This is a genomic window from Streptomyces sp. NPDC043878 (assembly GCF_056435735.1).
On the sequence record NZ_JBWKDW010000017.1, the window covers coordinates 23,578 to 41,635 of the forward strand.

Consider the following 18,058-nt stretch of genomic DNA (forward strand, 5'->3'; position numbering starts at 1 on the left):
CCGGGGACGGTCAGCCGCCCGCCTTCAGCAGCGCCGCCACGATCGGGCCCGCGGTGTCGCCGCCGTGCCCGCCCGCCTGGACCACGCCCGCCGCCGCCAGGTCGCCCCGGTACGCCGTGAACCAGCCGTTCGGCATCTTCTGGCCGTCGACCTCCGCGGAACCCGTCTTCGCGCCGTAGTCCGGGCCGAGGCCCGACATCGCCTCGGCCGCCGTGCCGTACGCCGCCGTGTACCGCATGACGTCCTTGAGCTGCGCCTGCGTCGTCGACGACATGGTGCGCGCGGCCTTCGCGACCGTGCGGCCGTCCACCGCCGGGGACACCAGGTACGGCTGGTGGAAGACGCCCGTCCGGACCGTCGACGCCACCGACGCCATGTTCAGCGGGTTCATGCGGACCCCGCCCTGTCCGATCAGCGAGGCACCCATCTGCGCGCCGCTCTGCACCGGGACGGAACCGTCGAACGTCGGGACGCCGATCGCCCAGTTGTCGAGGCCGAGGCCGTAGACCTGCTGGGCCTCCTTCGTCAGGTCGCTGTCGGACAGCTTCGGCGCGAAGTTGATGAAGGCGTTGTTGCAGGAGGCGCCGAAACTCGTCTTGAACGTGCCGTGCTTGATCTCGGAGTCGGCGTCGTTGTGGAACGTCCAGCCGGCCAGCTTGTAGGTCTTGGGGCAGGGATGTGACGCCTCCGGGCTGGTCAGCCCCTTCTCGAACAGCATCGTGGACGTCACGATCTTCATCGTGGAGCCGGGCGCGAGGGAGCCCTGGAAGGCGGTGTTGAAGCCGTGCGAGGTGTTCGCGACGGCCAGGATCTCGCCCGTCGACGGGCGCATCACCACGACCGAGGCGCGCTTCTGCGCGCTCACCTGCCGCTCGGCCACCGCCTGAAGGGTCGGGCTGAGCGTGGTCTTCACCTCGCCCGGCGTGCCCTTGCTCAGTTCGAGGAGCGTCTTGTCGGACGACTCGGCCGCCTTCGACGACGCGCCCCGGACCACCCGGAGCTCCACCCCCGCCCTGCCGCCGGCCGTCTTGCCGAACTTCTCCCGCAGCCCGTCCAGGACGGTGCCGAGCGACGGGTACTTCGCCGCGGTGATCTTCCCGCCGTCCCGGTCGAGCGCCGTGACCGGCGGCGTCCCGGATTCACCGGTGACCAGGGTGTCGCCGTCCTTCAGGTCGGGATGCACGATCGCGGAGTGCCAGTCCACGACCGGCTTGCCGTCCCGCGCCCGCCGTACGACCGTGAGCGCGCTGTCGTACGTCAGTGGCTTGCTGGTGCCCTTGTACGACACCGTCGCCTTCACCGAGAAGGGCACCCTGGCGCCGGCGCGGGTGCCCTCGGTCAGGGTGACGTCCTTGATACGGGCGTCCTCGGCGTAACCGGTGAGCAGGGCGGCGGCCGCCCTGGCGTCGTCGGTGGCGGCCGCCGCCCGGGTGACCCTGCCCTGCTGCCAGGCGGTCAGGAAGGCCCCGGCGGTGGTGCGTACCTCGGTCGCCGACAGCGGCCCGGTCCTGACGGCCTTCGCCTTCTGGCCGGCGGACGTGGCCCCGTCGTCGGCCGCCGCCCCGCCGTAGAGCGCGTAGACGCCGAATCCGGCGCCCCCCACGACCACGGCGATCATCCCGCCGACCACGGCGGGTGTCGTCCTCCGCCGCTCGGCGACGCGCCTTCTCTTGCCCACAGCCTTCGATCCTCCGCGGAATTCACGGTCCGTGGGCCCTGGCGGCCCGACCCTCGTCGCCTTCACACGAACCAACGACGATGACCACACTAGAGTCCCGTCCTGTGCGGGGGACGTCAGCCTCCGGCTCGTAGCACGGCTGCGACAATCGGGCCGGCCGCGTCGCCGCCGTGCCCGCCCTCCTCGGTCATGGCCGCCGCCGCGACATCGTCGCGGAAACCGGTGAACCAGCTGTTGGACACGGCCTGTCCGTCGACCTCCGCGGAACCCGTCTTCGCCCCGATGTCCCCGCCGAGCCCCGACATCGCCGGCCGGGCGGTGCCCTGGGTCGCGGTCAGCCGCATCATCTGCTTGAGCTGCGCGGCGGTCGCGGGCGGCAGGCCCCTGGCGGTCGCCAGCCGGCGGTCGTCCAGCCGCGCCGGCACCAGATACGGCTGGCGGAAGGAGCCCGTGATCGCGGTCGCCGTCACCGACGCCATGTTCAGCGGGCTCATCTGGACCTGGCCCTGGCCGATGGCGTTGGCCGCGCGGTCGGGGCCGCCGGAGGCGGGGACACTGCCGTCGAAGGAGACGATGCCGGTCTTCCAGTTGTCCTGGCCGAGCCCGAAACGGGTCTGTGCCTCCGTCGTCAGGGACTGGTCCGTCAGCGGCTTCTCGTCGATCAGCTTCACGAAGGCCGTGTTGCACGACCGCGTGAAACTGTCTGCGAGCGTGGCGCTCTCGTCGGGCCGCATGCCCGTGAGGTTCTTGAAGGTCTGGCTCTGCCAGGTGGCGGTGTCCGTGCAGGGGGCGGGCCCGTTCATCGAGGTCACGCCGTTGTCGATGAGCATCGCCGCGGTGATGATCTTCATGGTGGAGCCGGGCGCGACCCGTCCCTCGAAGGCCGCGTTGAAGCCGTCGGTGCGGTGGTTGGCCACCGCCAGCACCTCGCCGGTGCTGGGCTTGACGGCCACCACCGACGACTGGGCGTACCGCTTGACCGCCTGCTCGGCCGCCGCCTGCGCGCTCGCGCCGATCGTCGTCGTCAGCCGGCCCGCCCGGCCCTTGGCGAGGGTCAGCAGCGAGGTGTCGGCGACGCCCTCCGCCTCGTGGCGGACCGCCAGCTCGATGCCGGGGGTACCGCCGGCCCTGTCGCCGTACTTGGCGCGCAGGGCGTCCAGGACGGGGCCGAGCGAGGGGTACTTCGCCTTGGTCAGCACGTTCCCGTCGCGGTCCACCGCCTCGATCGGCGGGTTCGCGGCCTCGCCGGTGAAGAGCGTGTCGCCCTTCCTCAGTTCCGGATGGACGACGGACGGCTCCCAGTCGACCAGCGCCCGCCCGGTGCTCACCCCGCGCACGACGGTCAGTTCGCTCCGGTACGCCAGGGGCTTGGACCTGCCCTCGTACGACACCGTCGCCCGCACCGAGAACGGCACGGTGCCACCGGTCGCCCGACCCGGCGTGATCCTCACGTGCGTGATGTGCGCGGCGCCGCCGTAGGACTCCAGCAGTGGTTCGGCCGCCGCGTCGTTGTTCGTGTACGTCGCCGCGGTCGCCGCCCGCCCCTTCTCCCAGGCGGTGAGGAACGCGGCCGCCGTCTTCTTGACCTCGCCCTTGTCCGGCGGCCCGCTCTTGACGGCGGCCGGACCGCCCGCGCCCGACCCCCCGTTGTCGGCCAGCGCGGTCACGAGGTTGAACGCCCCGTATCCCGCTCCGCCCACCATCACGGCGAACACACTGCCGACGACGGCGGCCTTGACCCCCTTGCGCATGGTGCGGTCCCCTCCCCGTTTTCCAGTGCTCCGACTGTATGGGGCGGGAGGGGAGGCTGTGAGGTGAGTTTCCGTATGTTGGCCGAACGGAGATCACCCGCGGACGGGGCGGCCGCGCACGGCGGGCCGGACCCGCCGCACGCGTCACGTATGTGAACGATGGCCGCCCCTCGGGACGGCCGTGCCCGGATCAGCCGGCCATGACGCTGCCGAACTCCGGATAGCCGCTGGTGGAGACGCCGACCGTGGACGGGCCGAAGGTGACCACCCCGCGGGTGCCGATCGCGGTGCCGTCGGAGAGGAGTCCGACGACGTTGCCGTTCCAGTCGTTCTCGCCGTTGGCGCCGATGCTCAGGTCGGCCTTCTTGTCGCCGTTGACGTCGGAGAGGAAGACCTCGCCGCCGAAGAAGTCGGACTTCTCGTTGCCGCCGGGTATGCCGGCGCTGTCCTGGTGGAAGTACTGGCTGCCGGCGGTGGTGAGACGGCGATGGCGTAACCCAGACCTGCCAGCCGGCCGCCAGGTTGTACGCGAGATGTACGGAACCCGAAGTCCCCGCACCCCCCAGGTCAGACCCAGGTGTCCAGCCACATCCGCGACCGCCATTCGTCGATGGGGATCGCCTGACCCGTGTACAGGGGCCAGAAGTAGATGAAGTTCCAGGCGATAAGCAGGGTCAGGACGCCCGCGCCGGTCGCGCCGGCGACCCGGCGGGCGTCGCCCGAGCCCGGTGGGCCGATGATCGCGCCGAGGAGCATCGCCACGGCCAGGCACAGGAACGGGACGAAGACGACGGCGTAGAACAGGAAGATCGTGCGCTCCTGGTACATGAACCACGGGAGGTAGCCGGCCGCGACGCCGCAGGCGACGGCGCCCGCGCGCCAGTCGCGCCGGAACAGCCAGCGCCACAGGACGTACAGGATCGCGAAGCAGCCCACCCACCACAGCAGCGGGGTGCCGATCGCCAGGACCTCGCGGGCGCACTTGGCGCCGGCGTCGGTGGGGCAGCCGTCCGTGCCGGGAGAGGGGGACTCGTAGAAGTAGGACACCGGGCGGCCCAGGACGATCCAGCTCCACGGGTTCGACTGGTAGGTGTGCGGCGAGGAGAGACCGACGTGGAACTCGTACACCTCGTGCTCGTAGTGCCACAGGCTGCGCCACCAGTCGGGGAACAGCCAGGTCCAGCTGCCGCCCTTCCCGTCGGTCGCGGCCCAGTTGCGGTAGTAGCCGCCGCTGCCGTTCGTGGGGGAGAGGATCCAGCCGGTCCAGGAGACCAGGTAGGTGACGATCGCTACCGGGACCGTGGCCAGGAAGGCGATGCCCACGTCGTGTCTCAGCACCGCTCGGTACGGGCGGCCCGCGCCCGCGACCTTGCGGGAGCCGACGTCCCACAGCACCGCCATCACGCAGAACGCGGCGAGGATGTAGAGGCCGTTCCACTTGGTGCCGATGGCCAGGCCCAGCATGAGGCCCGCCAGCCAGCGCCACGGGCGCCATCCCAGGCGGGTCGTCTCCGCGGTGTGCGCGTCGGGGCGGACCCGGCCGTCGGCGTCGGCCGGCAGCGCGGCGGCGAGTCTCGCGCGCGCCTTGTCCCGGTCGACCACCAGGCAGCCGAACGCGGCCAGCACGAAGAACATCAGTACGCCGTCGAGGAGCGCGGTGCGGCTCATCACGAAGTGCAGGCCGTCCACCGCCATCAGGGCGCCCGCGAGGCAGCCGAGGAAGGTGGAGCGGAACAGCCGGCGGCCGATGCGGCACAGCAGCAGCACCGACAGCGTGCCGAGCAGCGCGGTCATGAAGCGCCAGCCGAACGGGTCGAAGCCGAACAGCACCTCGCCGAGACCGATGACGTACTTGCCGACCGGCGGATGCACCACGTACGCCGCGTCCGACGGGATCGTGATGTGCGAACCGGTGGACAGGACAACGTCGTTGGCGTTCTTGTCCCAGTTGACCTCGAAGCCGCGGTGGATCAGCGCCCAGGCGTCCTTGGCGTAGTACGTCTCGTCGAATATCACCGCCTTCGGGCTGCCCAGATGCCAGAACCGCAGCGCTCCCGCGAACAGCGTGACCAGCAGCGGGCCGCCCCAGGCGGACCAGCGGGTGAGACGGGCGGCGAGGGTGGGCGGCATCCCGAGGACCTGCCACAGCCGCGGGTCGGGCCGGGAGTACGGCGGCACGAGGCGGTCGCGGACGTCGGTTCTGGGCGCGGCGCTGTAGCCGAAACGGCGCAGCCGCTGCTCCCACGACGGCCGCTGGTCGGTCGGCGCCTGGCCCTGCCGGGTGTCCGTGGAGGACGCGGTACTGGTCACCGCGCCATCGTAGGGAAACGTTCTGTGTGAGTCCCGTGCATGGCGGTACCGGTGCGGATGCGTCGGCCGCCGACGGCCCCTGGGAGGATGGGGAGGTGACCACTACGCCCGGAACCCTCGTCCTCGCCGGCACCCCCATCGGCGACGTCTCCGACGCCCCGCCCCGGCTCGCCGAGGAGCTGGCCGGCGCCGACGTCGTCGCCGCCGAGGACACCCGGCGGCTGCGCCGGCTGACCCAGGCCCTGGGCGTCACACCCAAGGGGCGCGTGCTGTCGTACTTCGAGGGCAACGAGACCGCCCGGACGCCCGAGCTGGTCGCGGAACTGGTGGGCGGCGCGCGCGTGCTGCTCGTCACCGACGCCGGCATGCCCTCCGTGTCCGACCCCGGGTACCGGCTGGTCGCGGCGGCCGTCGAGAAGGACATCCGGGTCACCGCCGTGCCCGGTCCGTCCGCCGTGCTCACCGCGCTCGCGCTGTCCGGGCTGCCCGTCGACCGCTTCTGCTTCGAGGGGTTCCTGCCGCGCAAGGCGGGCGAGCGGCTGTCGCGGCTGCGGGAGGTCGCGGACGAACGCCGGACGCTGGTCTACTTCGAGGCCCCGCACCGGCTCGACGACACCCTCGCCGCCATGGCCGAGGTGTTCGGCGCGGACCGGCGGGCGGCCGTCTGCCGGGAGCTGACCAAGACCTACGAGGAGGTCAGGCGCGGCGGGCTGGGCGAGCTGGCGGCCTGGGCGGCGGAGGGCGTACGGGGCGAGATCACCGTGGTCGTGGAGGGCGCCCCCGAGAAGGGCGCCGGGGAACTCGACGCCGCCGAGCTGGTGCGCCGGGTACGGGTGCGCGAGGAGGCGGGGGAGCGGCGCAAGGAGGCCATCGCCGCGGTCGCCGCCGACGCGGGAGTGCCCAAGCGGGAGGTGTTCGACGCGGTGGTGGCGGCGAAGAACGCCGCCGGGCCCACGGGGGTGTGAGACGGCGGTGTGCGGGGCGGCGGGGGCGGGCGTCGGGCGCACGGGGTGTGAGGAGGCGCACATGCCCTCTGAGCAGGGCGCATCTCGCGTGAGCGGGCGCCCCACGGCTCGGTAAAGGGCTGTCGCCGAAGGCAAAGCGCAGACCCCCTGTGCGGGCCCCCAGGACAAGCCGACGCCAAATCGCCTCCAACACTCGACAGGCCTGATGCGCTCGCGCCGGCGGAAGCGTCCACTGGGTCGAGGGACGCATCCGTCCCCAGGTCCAGCGGACTGAAGGAGCTGGCATGAGCGAGATCGCAGGGCAGGCCGGAACGCGCGGCGCGTCGAACCCGGTCGTCCACGAGTCGTATTCCTTCGCCTGCATGCGCTGCGGGCACGGCTGGGAGCAGTCGTACGAGATCGAGCACCACCGGGACACCGACGGCCACGAGTTCGTGATGTACGTGGCGGAGGGGCAGGTCGTCCCGTCCCCGCTGAGCCGGCCCTCGTGCAAGAACTGCGACGGTCACGTGCTGCGGATCATGCGGGCCGGCCAGGTGTCGTCCGCCCTCGGCGCGGTGCAGCGGCAGCAGCAGATCCCCCGCAGCCGTCCCGCCGACGCGCCGCCCGCCGGCCCGGTGGAGGTCCCGGCGGCCGAGGGGGAAGGCGCGGCGCCGCACGAGCAGCACCACTGGCACCTGTCCGACCTGCTGCACCCCTTCCACCGCAAGGCGAGCTGAGCGCACCGCCGTCCGCCCGGGCGTGCCCCTTTCGTAGGATCGGGGCATGCCTTCGAACGCCCCCCGCGCAACCGGCGCCTCCGACAAGAACGCGGCGCCGCCGCTTCCGGAGCCCCTCCGGGTGCCGGTCGCCGACTCCCACACCCACCTCGACATGCAGTCCGGCACGGTGGACGAGGGCCTCGCGAAGGCCGCGTCGGTGGGCGTGACCACGGTCGTCCAGGTCGGCTGCGACGTGCCCGGCTCCCGGTGGGCGGCCGAGACGGCGGCCCGCCACGACTCCGTCCACGCCACGGTCGCCCTGCACCCCAACGAGGCCCCGCGCATCGTGCACGGCGACCCCGACGGTTGGTCCCGGCAGGGCGCGCGCACCCCGGGCGGCGACGCCGGGCTCGACGAGGCGCTCGCCGAGATCGACCGGCTGGCCGCGCTGCCCCAGGTCAAGGGCGTCGGCGAGACGGGCCTGGACCACTTCCGCACCGGGCCCGAGGGCAAGGAGGCGCAGGAGCGGTCCTTCCGCGCCCACATCGAGATGGCCAAGCGGCACGGCAAGGCCCTGGTGATCCACGACCGTGACGCCCACGCCGACGTGCTGCGCGTCCTCAAGGAGGAGGGCGCCCCCGAACGCACGGTGTTCCACTGCTACTCCGGAGACGCCGAGATGGCGGAGATCTGCGCCGCCGCCGGATACTTCCTGTCCTTCGCCGGCAACGTCACCTTCAAGAACGCCCAGAACCTGCGGGACGCGCTCGCCGTCGCCCCGCTGGAGCTGGTCCTGGTGGAGACCGACGCGCCGTTCCTGACGCCGGCGCCCTACCGCGGACGGCCCAACGCCCCCTACCTGGTCCCGGTCACGGTGCGTGCCATGGCCGCCGTGCGCGGCATCGACGAGGACACGCTCGCCACCGCCCTCGCGGCGAACACGGCCCGCGCCTTCGGCTACTGAGGGCGCCGGCCCGCCCCGGGCCGCGGACGCCCAGGGCCCGCACAGCGCCCGGTTGGCACGCTCCGTGGTCGCGTCGCTTTGGAGAGTGACCGCCGCTCCGCTAGGTTCTGGGGGCCCGATCCGGACCCATCCGGCCCTCTGGAGCGTGTCGGCGTGAGCAACCCGCAGTACGAGACCTACGAGACCTACAGGACGCCCGAGCCGTACGGCACCGACGGGATCCCCCCGATCCCCGCCCGGAGCTCCGGTGCGGACTTCGCCGCGGGCCCGTACGGCGCCGGCGAGCCACTGCCGTACGACGGCTCCTACCACGGCTCGTACGACGGCTCCTACCACGGCTCGTACGACGGCTTCGACGTGCACAGCGCGCCGACGCTGGCCTACGGGGTGCGCGAGGCGCGGCGGCCGCCGCTGCCGCCCGAGGCGTACGGGCCCTCCGGCACCCTGGCGTACGGGGACACCTACCGGCCCGCCCACGAGGCGCCCGCGCCCCCCTCGCGCACCGGTGTGAGCCGGGGGCCCGGGCGGCGGCGCAAAGCACGGTACGCCGAACGCGTGGACGGGCCGATGCGCCGCCTGCTGCCGCAGGCGCTGGTCGTGGCCTTCCTCGCGGGCGGCACCACCGCGTTCGTCGCCGAGGACAAGGCGGTCGAGCTGAGCGTCGACGGCAGACCGCGCACCCTGCACACCCTCGCGGACGACGTGGGCGAACTCCTCGCCGACGAGGGCGTCGCCGTGGGACCGCACGACGAGGTGGTGCCCGCTCCCGGCACCACGCTCGACAACGGCGACGAGGTCACCGTGCACTACGGCCGTCCCGTCCGGCTCACCCTCGACGGTCGCCGGCACGAGGTGTGGACGACGGCACCCACCGTCGAGGAGGCGCTGCGGCAGCTGGGCGTCCGCGCGGACGGCGCCTACCTGTCCGCCTCGCGCTCACGGACCATCGGGCGCGAGGGGCTCGCCCTCGACGTACGCACCGAGCGCTCGGTCACGATCATGGCGGACGGCCGGGCCCGCACCGTCCGCACCAACGCGGCGACCGTCCGCGAGACGATCGCGGAGGCCGGCATCACCCTGCGCGGCCAGGACACCACGTCGGTGCCGGCCGACAGCTTCCCGCGCGACGGGCAGACCCTCACCGTGCTGCGCATCACCGGCTCGAAGGAGGTCCGCGAGGAGGCGATCCCCTTCCAGGTCCGGCGCACCGAGGACCCCGCCCTGTTCCGCGGCACCGAGGTGGTCGAGCGGGCCGGACAGCCGGGCCTGCGCCGGATCACGTACGCCGTGCGGACCGTCAACGGGGTCCGGCAGAAACCGCGCCGGCTGCGGACCGACCTGGTGCGCGAGCCGGGCGCGCAGGTCGTCCGGGTGGGCACCCGTCCGCTGCCGACGTCCGTGCGCGGCGCGGACCACCTCGACTGGCGAAGCCTCGCGGCCTGCGAGTCCGGCGGCCGCCCCGACGCGGTGGACCCCTCGGGGACCTACGGCGGCCTCTACCAGTTCGACACCCGGACCTGGCAGGACCTCGGCGGCAGCGGCCGCCCGCAGGACGCGCCGGCCACGGAACAGACCCTGCGGGCGAAGAAGCTGTACGTACGGCAGGGAGCGGGTCCCTGGCCGCACTGCGGGGCACGGCTGCACGGGTGAGGCGGGCCGGCCGGGGCCCCGTACCCTGGTGCGGTGAGCAGCAGCCCCGCCCCCGACGCCCTTCTGAGCCCCGCCGACGTCCGCGAACTGGCGGCCGCCCTCGGCGTACGCCCCACCAAGCAGCGCGGCCAGAACTTCGTGATCGACGCCAACACGGTCCGCCGTATCGTCCGCACCGCGCAGGTCCGGCCCGACGACGTGGTCGTCGAGGTCGGGCCCGGACTCGGCTCCCTCACGCTGGCCCTGCTGGAGGCTGCCGACCGGGTCGTCGCGGTCGAGATCGACGACGTGCTCGCCGGGGCGCTGCCCGCGACCGTCACCGCCCGGATGCCGGAGCGCGCCGACCGGTTCGCGCTCGTGCACTCCGACGCGATGCTCGTCACCGACCTGCCGGGCCCCGCGCCGACCGCCCTGGTCGCCAACCTGCCGTACAACGTGGCCGTGCCCGTGCTGCTGCACATGCTCGCCACCTTCCCCAGCATCGAGCGCACCCTCGTGATGGTGCAGGCGGAGGTCGCCGACCGGCTCGCGGCCCCGCCCGGCTCGAAGGTGTACGGCGTCCCCTCCGTGAAGGCCAACTGGTACGCCGACGTCAAGCGGGCCGGCTCCATCGGGCGAAGCGTCTTCTGGCCGGCGCCGAACGTCGACAGCGGGCTCGTCGCGCTGACCCGGCGCAGCGAGCCGGTCAAAACGACGGCGTCCAGGCGCGAGGTGTTCGCGGTGGTCGACGCGGCGTTCGCGCAGCGCCGCAAGACCCTGCGGGCCGCGCTCGCCGGGTGGGCGGGATCCGCGCCCGCCGCGGAGGCGGCCCTCGTCGCGGCCGGCGTCTCACCGCAGGCCCGCGGAGAGTCCCTGACCGTCGAGGAGTTCGCCCGGATCGCGGAACACGCGCCGCGGACCGGGACCACGCCGAGCGCGCAGAGCTCGCGCGCGCCGCGGACCGGGACCACGCCGAGCGCGCAGAGCTCGCGGAACGAGGAGTCTGGTCGGCAGTGAGTGTGACGGTACGCGTCCCCGCCAAGGTCAACGCGCAGCTCGCGGTGGGTGCCGCCCGGCCCGACGGCTTCCACGACCTGGCCAATGTGTTCCTCGCCGTCGGCCTCTACGACCTGGTCACCGTGACCCCGGCCGACACCCTGCGCGTCACCTGCGAGGGGCCCGACGCCGACCAGGTCCCCCTCGACCGGACCAACCTCGCGGCCCGCGCGGCCGAGGCCCTCGCCGCGCGGTACGGCCGCAGCCCCGACGTGCACCTCCACATCACCAAGGACATCCCGGTCGCCGGCGGCATGGCGGGCGGCAGCGCGGACGGCGCGGGCGCGCTGGTGGCCTGCGACGCGCTGTGGGGCACCCACGCCTCCCGCGAGGAACTCCTGGAGATCTGCGCCGAGTTGGGCAGCGACGTACCGTTCAGCCTGGTGGGCGGGGCGGCCCTCGGCATCGGCCGGGGCGAGCGGCTCACCGAGCTGGAGACCGGCGGCACCTTCCACTGGGTGTTCGCGATGGCCGGGCGCGGACTGTCGACGCCGGCCGTGTTCCGCGAGTTCGACCGGCTCGGCGAGGGCCTGGACATCCCCGAGCCCGTCGCCTCCCGGGACCTCCTCGACGCCCTGGCCAAGGGCGACCCGGACGCCCTGGCCGCCGCCGTCTCCAACGACCTCCAGCCCGCCGCCCTGTCCCTGTTCCCCGAACTCGCACGGACCCTCGCCGCCGGCCGCGCCGCCGGCGCCCTCGCCGCCCTGGTCTCCGGCTCGGGCCCGACCACCGCCTTCCTCGTCCGCGACGCGGGGGCGGCGACGGAGGTGGCGCGGGCCCTGCGGAGCTCCGGGACGTGCCGGACCGTGCGCACCGCCTCGGGACCGGCCCCCGGCGCGACGGTGCTCGGCGACCAGGACCCCGCCCGCACCCCCTGACCTGCCGGGGGACCGGCCACCGACCGGCGCGCATTACGCTGGGAGGCTGATCGATCCCCCCTGTCAGGAGAGTAATGGCCGTCAACCTGGTCAATGTCGAGAACGTCAGCAAGGTGTACGGCACTCGTGCCCTCCTCGACGGCGTGTCCCTCGGCGTCTCCGAAGGGGACCGCATCGGTGTCGTGGGCCGGAACGGGGACGGCAAGACGACCCTGATCCGCATGCTCGCCAAGCTGGAGGACTCCGACACCGGGCGCGTCACCCACTCCGGCGGCCTGCGCCTGGGCGTCCTCACCCAGCACGACTCCCTCGACCCGTCCGCCACCGTCCGGCACGAGGTCATCCGGGACATGGCCGACCACGAGTGGGCCGGGAACGCCAAGATCAGGGACGTGCTCACCGGCCTCTTCGGCGGGCTGGACCTGCCCGGCTTCCCGCAGGGCCTGGACACCGTCATCGCCCCCCTCTCCGGTGGCGAGCGGCGCCGCATCGCGCTCGCCAAGCTGCTCATCGAGGAGCAGGACCTGATCGTCCTGGACGAGCCGACCAACCACCTCGATGTCGAGGGCATCTCCTGGCTGGCGCGGCACCTGCGCGAGCGGCGCTCCGCGCTCGTCTGCGTGACCCACGACCGCTGGTTCCTCGACCAGGTCTGCACCCGCATGTGGGACGTCCAGCGCGGTGACGTCTTCGAGTACGAGGGCGGCTACTCCGACTACGTCTTCGCACGCGCCGAGCGCGAGCGGATCGCCGCCACCGAGGAGGTCAAGCGGCAGAACCTGGTCCGCAAGGAACTCGCCTGGCTGCGCCGCGGCGCCCCCGCCCGCACCTCCAAGCCCCGCTTCCGGGTGGAGGCCGCCAACGAGCTGATCAAGGACGTGCCCCCGCCGCGGGACACCAGCGAGCTGATGAAGTTCGCCTCCTCACGGCTCGGCAAGACCGTCTTCGACCTGAAGGACGTCACCGTCCAGGCCGGCCCCAAGGTGCTGCTGAAGCACGTCACCTGGCAGTTGGGCCCCGGCGACCGGATCGGCCTGGTCGGTGTCAACGGGGCCGGCAAGACGTCCCTGCTGCGGGCCATGGCCGAGGCGGCCCGCACGGAGGGCGAGGTGCAGCCCGCCGCGGGGCGGGTCGCCGTCGGCCGGACGGTCAAGCTCGCCTACCTCTCCCAGGAGGTCGCCGAACTCGACCCGGCCCTGCGTGTACTGGAGGCCGTGCAGCAGGTGCGCGAGCGCGTCGACCTGGGCACGGGACGCGAGATGACGGCCGGTCAGCTGTGCGAGACGTTCGGGTTCAACAAGGAGAAGCAGTGGACGCCCGTCGGTGACCTGTCCGGTGGTGAGCGGCGCCGGCTCCAGCTGCTGCGGCTGCTGATGGACGAGCCCAACGTCCTCTTCCTCGACGAGCCCACCAACGACCTCGACATCGAGACCCTCACCCAGCTGGAGGACGTCCTCGACGGCTGGCCCGGGTCGATGATCGTCATCTCCCACGACCGGTTCTTCGTCGAACGGACCACCGACCGGGTCTTCGCCCTCCTCGGTGACGCCACCCTGCGGATGCTGCCGCGCGGTATCGACGAGTACCTGGAGCGCCGCCGCCGGATGGAGGAGGCCGCCGCGGCCTCCGCCTCCGCGGGAGCGTCCGCCGCCGCGGCCGCGCAGAAGGCGGGGCCCGAGCGCAGCGCGGCCGACCAGCGGGCCGCCAAGAAGGAACTCCAGAAGATCGAGCGGCAGTTGGACAAGGTCTCCGAACGGGAGGCCAAGCTGCACGCGCTGATCGCCGAGCACTCCACCGACTTCGCGAAGGTCGCCGAACTCGACGCGGAGCTGCGGGATCTGGCGGGCCGGCGGGAGGAACTGGAGCTGACCTGGCTGGAACTCGCCGAGGACGCGTGAGCGGCGCACGGTCGTCGCGCACCCGCGCCGCGCACGCCGCGTGAAGGGGGCGTGAAGGCGCGTAACAAGGGCATCACGGGCCGGTCCTCCCTTGGGAACAGGGCAGGACGCGGCCCGGTGCGCTGTCCGGGCCGAGTGATACAAAGAGCCGTCTGAGAACAGTCTGAGTACGACTCTGGGTCCTTCACGTACCTCGGGGCGTGGCGAGAAATCAGTGAACGAGGGGGAGCACGCTGATGAGTCAGCCGCCCGACCAGCCCGCGCAGTCCGGTGGGTTCGGCCCGCCGCAGGACCAGCCGCCGTCCGCCGGCGGCTTCGGCCCTCCGCCACCGCGGGAACCGCAGGCCCCGACACCGCCGCCCCCTCCGCAGGCGCCGCCCCAGGCCCCGCCGCCCGGTTACGGCCCGCCCCCGCAGCAGCCCGGCTACGGCTATCCGCAGCAGCCGGGGCCCTACGCCCAGCCCGGCCCGTACGGCGCACCGGGTGCCGCCGGCCCGTACGGCCCTCCCCAGCAGCCGGGGCCGTACGGACCGCAGGGCTACGGCCGGCCGCCGCAGTTCCCCGGCGCACCCGGCACACCGCCCCCGGGCGCCGGCTCCCGTGGCCCCTTCCGGGGCAGGCGAGGGGTCGTCATCGGGGCGGCGGTGGCGGCGCTGCTCGTCGTCGGCGGCACCGTGTGGGCCGTCAGCGGCGGGGACGGCGGCGGGGACAGGAAGCCGGTCGCGCGGCACAGTGACGACGCCACGGCCTCCGCCACCGCCGATCCCGCCAACCCCGGGGACGGCAGCGGCGACGGCGGCGCCGGCCCGGAGAACCTCAACGCGGGCCGCAAGCCCGGCGAGGCGAAGGTCCTCTGGTACAAGGAGGCGCCCGACGCGCCCGGTTCCGGCGCCGACGCCCCCGGCATGTGGATCACCGGGAAGACCGCGGTGAAGGCGGCGTACAAGCAGGTCTTCGCCTACCAGGTCGGCAGCGGCGCCCCCGCCTGGGATCCGGTCTCCTTCCCGCAGAAGATCTGCGCGGTCACCCCGCGGCAGACCGCCGACGACACGATCGTCGTGGCGTACATGAGCGGCACCAGCGACCGCGCCAAGTGCAACCAGCTCCAGCAGATCGACCTGGACACCGGCAGGAAGGGGTGGAGCGCCGAGGTCGCGGACGGGGCGCTGTTCGACAGTGCGATCAGCGTCGAACTGACGGTCAGCGGCAACACGCTGATGGTGGGCCGCTCGCAGTCCGGGACGGCGTACGACATCAGGACCGGCAAGAAGCTGTTCGACAAGAAGAGGTACGGAAGCGCCTGCTTCCCGACCGCCTTCGCGGGCGGCGGCCGGCTGATCTCCGTCGCGTCCTGCGACGCCTCGGCACCCGGCGAACACGACGAGATGCAGGAACTCGACCCGAGGACCGGCAAGGTCAGGTGGACGCGGAAGTTCGACAAGGGCTGGCGGGTCGCCCGCGCCTACTCCGTCGACCCGCTGGTCATCTACAGCACCAACGAGGACAAGAAGGCGTGGAACATCTCCACGTTCGACGACGACGGCACCTTCCGCTCCCAGGTGCGCTTCGACGAGGAGTTCGCCCCCGCGTGCGGTCTGGCGATCCTGGAACGTGACCTGACGGGCTGCCAGGGCGTGGCCGCCGACGCCGACACCCTCTACCTGCCCACCGCGGCGACCAGTGGCGCCAACGAGGTCGTCGCCGTCAACCTCGCCACCGGCAAGGAGAAGTGGCGCGTGAAGTCACCGGCGGACGAGTCGATGCTGCCGGTGAAAATCGAGGGCGGCAGGCTCATCGCCTACGTGCAGCCGTCGTACGACGCGGGCGGGCAGATCGTGTCGATCCCGACGACCGGGAGCAGCCACACACCGTCGAAGCTGCTGCAGAACCCGCAGGGCACCGCGGACATCGAGAACGGCTTCTACTCGAAGGCGTTCGACTGGGCCGACGGGCGGTTCTACCTCTCGACCACCCGGCTGACCGGCAACGACGAAGCGAAGGAGAAGTTGATGCTCGCCTTCGGCAAGTGACCCTTCCTCCCGCGCCCCCGTCCCCGCAGCCTGTCCCCGAGGTACTCACGCCATGACCCAGCCGCCGCCCCCGCCGTCCGACGAACCCCCGCAGCAGGGGGGTTTCGGGCCGCCGCCGGACCAGCCGCCGCAGCAGCCGGGCGGCTTCGGCCCACCCCAGGCCCCGCCGCCCCAGCCCCCGCAGACGCCCCCGCCGCCCGCCCCGCCGGGCGGCCAACCCCCGCAGGCACCCCCCGGCTACGGCTATCCCGTGCAGCCGCCCGCCGGCTACGGCTACCCGCAGCCTCCGCAGACGCCGGGCTACGGCTACCCGCAGCAGCCCCCGCCCCCGCAGGCCCCGGGCTACGGCTACCCCGGGGGGCAGCCGAACCCGTACGGCCAGCCGAACCCGTACGGGCAGCAGCCGCCGCCCGGTTACGCGCAGCCGACGATGCCGATGCACCCGCAGGCCGGCAAGCCGGCCGGCGGCGGGCGGGGGTTCAACGCGCAGCTGGCGATCATCGTGGCGGCCGTCGTCGCGATCGCGCTGATCATCGGCGGCGGGGTCTGGTACGCGTCCTCGTCCGGTGACGACGGCAGGAAGGACGACACCGCCCACCCCACCGGCGGCACCGGCGGCAAGGACGACAACGGCGGCACCGACGACACCGGAGGCGGCACCACCTCCACCGACCCGGTCGAGAAGGCCCCCGCCGACCCCGCCTCCGAGGTCCTCTTCAAGGTCCCGGCACCCGAGGTCGCCAAGAGCACCACCGTCTCGGTCGCCGGTTCCTGGATCACCGACAAGGTGTACGCCAAGAGCGGCGTCGCCAAGATCGTCGGCTACGACCCCGCCCAGGGCACCGTGCTGTGGACGATCAAGCTGCCCGGCCCGGTCTGCCAGGCCAGCGACCACATGACCGACGACCACCGCACGGCGATCACCTACCAGCCCGCCATGCCCACCAAGGCCCAGCCCGCGCACGGCTGCACCCAGGTCGCGGCGATCGACCTCGACGCGGGCCGGAAGCTGTGGACGAAGACCGTCGACGCCGGTGACCAGCCGATCAGCCTCAGCAACGTCACCGTCAGCGGGAACACCGTCGCCGTGGGCAGCACCAGCGGCGGCGGCGCCTTCGACATCGACTCCGGCAAGGCGCTGTGGGCGCCCAAGCCGGGCGACACCTGCTACGACTCCGGCTACGGCGGCGGACCCAAGCTCGTCGCGGTGCGCAAGTGCGGCACCTACGACGACCGCGAACTGCACATCCAGACCATCGACCCGGCCTCCGGCAAGGTGCTGTCCGACTACAGGATGGCGACCGGCATCGAGTACGCCAGCGTGGTGTCCACCGACCCGCTGGTCGTCGCCGCCGACGTCGGCAAGGCGGCCAAGGACGGCAGCGGCATCTCCGACTTCTTCTCCATCGACAACAGGACCGGCAAGCTCCGCATCCGCATCTCCGCGCCCAGCGACCAGTACGCGGCCTCCTGCGACGGCATCACCCGGATCGAGGAGTGCCACCAGGTCGCCGTCGGCAACGACCGGCTCTACGTGGCGACCGAGGAGCACGACGGCGGTGGCGGCGGCCTCGGCCAGACCAACGAGATCGTCGCCTTCGACCTGGCCACCGGCAAACTGACCGGCCAGCGCGCCGACGCCGGCGAGGACTACACGATCTCCCCGCTGCGCATGGACGGCACCAACCTCATCGCCTACAAGCGCCCGCCCTACGACAAGGGCGGCCGGATCGTCAGCATCGACGGCGGTTCCTTCAAGGCGACCGAGCTGATGGAGAACCCCTCGACGCAGGCGGTGCACGACGTGGAGTCCCGGATGACCCCGGACTACTCCGAGATCCTCTACGCACACGGCCGGCTGTTCATGTCGGACGTGTTCGCCAGCGCCCTGACCGGTACCGGCGGCAAGGAGTACCTGGCGATCGCGTTCGGCACCGGCTGACGCCCCACCCGCCCCACACGCACGGCCCCGTCCCTGCTCAGGGGCGGGGCCGTGCGCGTACCGCTCAACACCCTCGAATGTGAGGAATTTCGGCGATCCGGGGCACTTCTCGCCAGTAGGGGGCGCGCGACGTCGAACAAGCGTGTAGCTTCCGGGGGCATGTGGGGCGGGGGGCCGGAGGGGGCTTCTGTCCGTGCGGACCGGTGGGCATCCATAGGGGGGCGTCCACGGGATTCCGTTGGGGGGACTGGGGGGT

General features: G+C 72.9%; 13 protein-coding genes. 9 read left to right on the forward strand and 4 right to left on the reverse strand.

Annotation, left to right across the window (positions count from 1 at the left end; genetic code table 11):
* Positions 1–10: 10 nt before the first annotated feature.
* From AC07AZ_RS23315 to AC07AZ_RS23330, 4 genes are all read right to left on the reverse strand, one after another.
* On the reverse strand, positions 11–1,678 hold the full coding sequence (locus AC07AZ_RS23315; RefSeq protein WP_478850721.1) for a penicillin-binding transpeptidase domain-containing protein: 1,668 nt from the start codon (positions 1,676–1,678) through the stop codon (positions 11–13).
* 116 nt (positions 1,679–1,794) lie between these two features.
* The gene (locus AC07AZ_RS23320; protein ID WP_478850722.1) at positions 1,795–3,429 is read right to left on the reverse strand and encodes a penicillin-binding transpeptidase domain-containing protein; all 1,635 of its coding nucleotides are present in this window, start codon (positions 3,427–3,429) and stop codon (positions 1,795–1,797) included.
* Positions 3,430–3,619: 190 nt separating this feature from the next.
* The gene (locus AC07AZ_RS23325; protein ID WP_478850723.1) at positions 3,620–4,018 is read right to left on the reverse strand and encodes a hypothetical protein; all 399 of its coding nucleotides are present in this window, start codon (positions 4,016–4,018) and stop codon (positions 3,620–3,622) included.
* Positions 3,997–5,739 (reverse strand): dolichyl-phosphate-mannose--protein mannosyltransferase, encoded by a 1,743-nt coding sequence (locus tag AC07AZ_RS23330; protein ID WP_478850725.1) that lies wholly within the window; start codon positions 5,737–5,739, stop codon positions 3,997–3,999. Before AC07AZ_RS23330 ends, AC07AZ_RS23325 begins: the two co-directional genes overlap by 22 nt.
* 95 nt (positions 5,740–5,834) lie before the next feature.
* Here AC07AZ_RS23330 and rsmI point away from each other — a divergent pair, with 95 nt between their 5' ends.
* The 9 genes from rsmI (at position 5,835) to AC07AZ_RS23375 (ending at position 17,802) form a co-directional block, all read left to right on the forward strand.
* Positions 5,835–6,704 carry a 16S rRNA (cytidine(1402)-2'-O)-methyltransferase gene (gene rsmI, locus AC07AZ_RS23335; RefSeq protein ID WP_478850727.1) on the forward strand — a complete coding sequence of 290 codons (870 nt, stop codon included), beginning with the start codon at positions 5,835–5,837 and terminating at the stop codon, positions 6,702–6,704.
* 284 nt (positions 6,705–6,988) lie between these two features.
* Positions 6,989–7,423, forward strand: a complete 435-nt coding sequence (locus AC07AZ_RS23340) for a hypothetical protein (RefSeq protein ID WP_478850729.1) — start codon at positions 6,989–6,991, stop codon at positions 7,421–7,423.
* Between the two features lie 46 nt (positions 7,424–7,469).
* A complete protein-coding gene (locus AC07AZ_RS23345; protein ID WP_478850731.1) occupies positions 7,470–8,369 on the forward strand; it encodes a TatD family hydrolase in 900 nt (299 codons plus the stop codon).
* A 153-nt stretch (positions 8,370–8,522) separates the two neighbouring features.
* A complete protein-coding gene (locus tag AC07AZ_RS23350; protein WP_478850733.1) occupies positions 8,523–10,019 on the forward strand; it encodes a ubiquitin-like domain-containing protein in 1,497 nt (498 codons plus the stop codon).
* Between the two features lie 33 nt (positions 10,020–10,052).
* A complete protein-coding gene (gene rsmA / locus AC07AZ_RS23355; RefSeq protein WP_478850735.1) occupies positions 10,053–11,015 on the forward strand; it encodes a 16S rRNA (adenine(1518)-N(6)/adenine(1519)-N(6))-dimethyltransferase RsmA in 963 nt (320 codons plus the stop codon).
* The gene (locus tag AC07AZ_RS23360) at positions 11,012–11,932 is read left to right on the forward strand and encodes a 4-(cytidine 5'-diphospho)-2-C-methyl-D-erythritol kinase (protein WP_478850737.1); all 921 of its coding nucleotides are present in this window, start codon (positions 11,012–11,014) and stop codon (positions 11,930–11,932) included. Before rsmA ends, AC07AZ_RS23360 begins: the two co-directional genes overlap by 4 nt.
* 74 nt (positions 11,933–12,006) lie before the next feature.
* On the forward strand, positions 12,007–13,830 hold the full coding sequence (locus AC07AZ_RS23365) for an ABC-F family ATP-binding cassette domain-containing protein (RefSeq protein WP_478850739.1): 1,824 nt from the start codon (positions 12,007–12,009) through the stop codon (positions 13,828–13,830).
* 236 nt (positions 13,831–14,066) lie between these two features.
* Complete coding sequence (locus AC07AZ_RS23370; RefSeq protein ID WP_478850741.1) at positions 14,067–15,860, forward strand: outer membrane protein assembly factor BamB family protein; 1,794 nt, start codon at positions 14,067–14,069, stop codon at positions 15,858–15,860.
* A gap of 52 nt (positions 15,861–15,912) precedes the next feature.
* Positions 15,913–17,802: an outer membrane protein assembly factor BamB family protein gene (locus AC07AZ_RS23375; protein WP_478850743.1), complete on the forward strand. Its 1,890-nt coding sequence runs from the start codon at positions 15,913–15,915 to the stop codon at positions 17,800–17,802.
* The last annotated feature ends 256 nt before the right edge of the window (positions 17,803–18,058 follow it).